Below are 2613 nucleotides of genomic sequence, written 5' to 3'. Positions count from 1 at the left end.
GTATAACATGCAGTTATCATTTGCTAACTGTGGCTTGCCATATCACATCGGCGGTGACATCAAAGAGCGCAGCAATTTGCTGCTACAAACACCGGAAAGCTTTTTAGCGCGTTTTAATGTAGATGTGCGCACTATGAATGAAGTGCTGCGCATTAATCGTGCAGCGAAAACCATCACTGTACGCAATCTGCTCGATCAGTCAGAGTACCAAGAAAGCTATGATTTTTTGCTGCTTTCCCCTGGGGCGGGTCCTATTGTCCCGTCGATTCCTGGGATTCAAAACCCACTGACCCATTCGCTGCGCAACATTCCAGATATGGATAAAATCATCCAGACGCTGCAAATGAATAAACCTGAGCATGCAACTGTCGTCGGCGGTGGTTTTATCGGTTTGGAAATGATGGAAGCGTTCCATCACCTCGGTATCAAAACCACGCTGATCGAAATGGCTGATCAGGTAATGACACCTGTCGATAGTGAAATGGCGGGCTTTGCTCATGCGGAGATTCGCGCTAAAGGCATCGATTTACGTTTAGGTGTTGCTTTAAAATCGGTCGAATATAAACCAGCAGCGACGTTACCTAGCACAGAATCGGGTGAAACTCTGGAGCACAAACACATCGAAGGTGAACTGGATCTTGTGCTCAGCAATGGTGAAATACTCACCACTGACATCCTGATTATGGCGATTGGTGTGCGTCCAGAAACCAAACTGGCTGCTGAAGCGGGCTTACAACTCGGTGAACTTGGTGGCATTTGGGTGAACGAACAGATGCAGACCAGCGATCCAGCGATTTACGCCGTCGGCGATGCGATCGAAGAAAAGGATTTTGTTACAGGCAAACAAACGCTGGTTCCACTCGCAGGTCCTGCCAATCGCCAAGGTCGCATGGCAGCTGATAACATGCTTGGTCGTAACGAAACCTATCAAGGAACACAAGGAACCGCAATCTGTAAAATATTCGACTTAGCCGTGGCATCTACAGGCAAAAATGAGAAGCAACTAAAACGTGACGGCGTTGATTACGAAAAAGTGTACGTTCACACAGCCAGCCATGCGAGCTACTATCCGGGCGCTGAAGTGGTGTCGTTCAAAATGCTGTTCGATCCAAAATCAGGCAAAATCTTCGGGGCACAAGCGGTTGGTAAAGATGGCATCGACAAGCGTATCGACGTGATGGCTGTCGCTCAACGTGCAGGTATGACAGTAGAACAACTACAACACTTAGAGCTGACTTACGCGCCACCATACGGCAGCGCGAAAGATGTAATTAACCAAGCAGCTTTTGTCGCGACAAATATAATGAAAGGCGATGCAAAAGCCATCCATTTTGATCAAATCGATTCGCTAAGTGACACGCATATTATTTTGGATGTACGTAATCCAAGTGAACGTGAAAATGGTAATCATCTCAAAGGCGACATCAATATCCCGGTAGACCAACTTCGTCAACGTATGAATGAACTGCCCAAAGACAAAGAGATCATCATTTATTGCCAAGTCGGGTTGCGCGGTAATGTAGCCTACCGCCAACTGGCCAATAATGGCTTTAAAGCACGTAACTTGATTGGTGGGTTCCGTACTTATCTGTTTGCAAAACAATAAAAGATTCAATTGAGTGCTGCTGATGCGGCACTCTTTTTAAGTTAACCGATGTAAACCGCGATTGGCATATTAGTCTGTTCTTCAAGCTCTTTTAATTTCGCCAACAAAGCTGAGTTAATTTGATTACCAGCGGTCAACATTAAGTTTCCATTGGGTAAGTACAAATCACGCTTAATTTTCATACCCGGTTTCACTTCACTCAAACCAATGCACAATTCTAGGCCATCCTCCAAGTGTTTTAACGAAGTTACTACCATTAAAAAAGCATCCACGACTGTGGGGTCATATAAGGTTCCAGCTTGCTCTTTTATATAACTCTGTGCACTTTTGGTATGCATACGACGTGGATTATTTGGTGATGCAATATAGTAGTCATAATCTTTAACCACTTTAATAATACGTGAACACAAAGGTATTTCTTCACCATGTAAATGGCCTGGCTTACCAGTACCGTTATACAACTCATCTTGGTGGCGAATGATCTCAACTAGTGGTTCAAAGCGCTTAATTCGGCCTAAAATCTCGGCACCTAATACAGAATTGGCATTAGGACTCTGAGGAATTGAGGTTTCTGGATCAACAATCAACTTTTCAAGTTCTTTATCTTTCGCACCGATTAATCCTATTTGGTGCATCAAACCACACAAATAGACATGACTCACTTGGCTTTCAGGCAGTTTTAACCGCTGCGCCACTACCTTCGCTTGGTTGGCAATACGCTCTGCGTGATCGGCTGGGAGTCCCGTTCGATATTGAATGATCGCAGTAACCATACCCAATATGTCTTTAAACGTCTTGTTACGACTTATCAATAAATGTTCTAACTTTTTATTAGATGATTGCAGCTCTAACGTTCTCTCTTTTACCTTCTGCTCTAAATCTTGATTAAATTCAGCCAGCTTACGATTATTGTCCTCCAAGGCTAGATTCACCACTTCGAGCTCGCTATTGCGTTTTTCTAACTCGATAGCCAAATGTTCTCGCTCTTTTGTCAGACGATAAAACTC

General features: G+C 44.2%; 2 protein-coding genes. One reads left to right on the top strand and one right to left on the bottom strand.

Annotated elements, in window-relative coordinates; all coding sequences use genetic code 11:
- The coding region (locus B9J84_RS14375) for an FAD-dependent oxidoreductase (RefSeq protein ID WP_404207475.1) at positions 1–1606 on the top strand (1606 nt) is incomplete at its 5' end.
- Positions 1607–1647: 41 nt separating this feature from the next.
- On the opposite strand, the gene B9J84_RS14370 is transcribed toward B9J84_RS14375, so the two are convergent.
- The coding region (locus B9J84_RS14370; protein WP_094124426.1) for an HD-GYP domain-containing protein at positions 1648–2613 on the bottom strand (966 nt) is incomplete at its 5' end.

This window comes from Vibrio sp. V03_P4A6T147, assembly GCF_002241085.1.
GTDB classification, from domain to species: Bacteria; Pseudomonadota; Gammaproteobacteria; order Enterobacterales; family Vibrionaceae; genus Vibrio; species Vibrio anguillarum.
The sequence above is the reverse complement of the archived record's forward strand: the minus strand, read 5'-3'. Positions and strand labels throughout refer to the sequence as shown.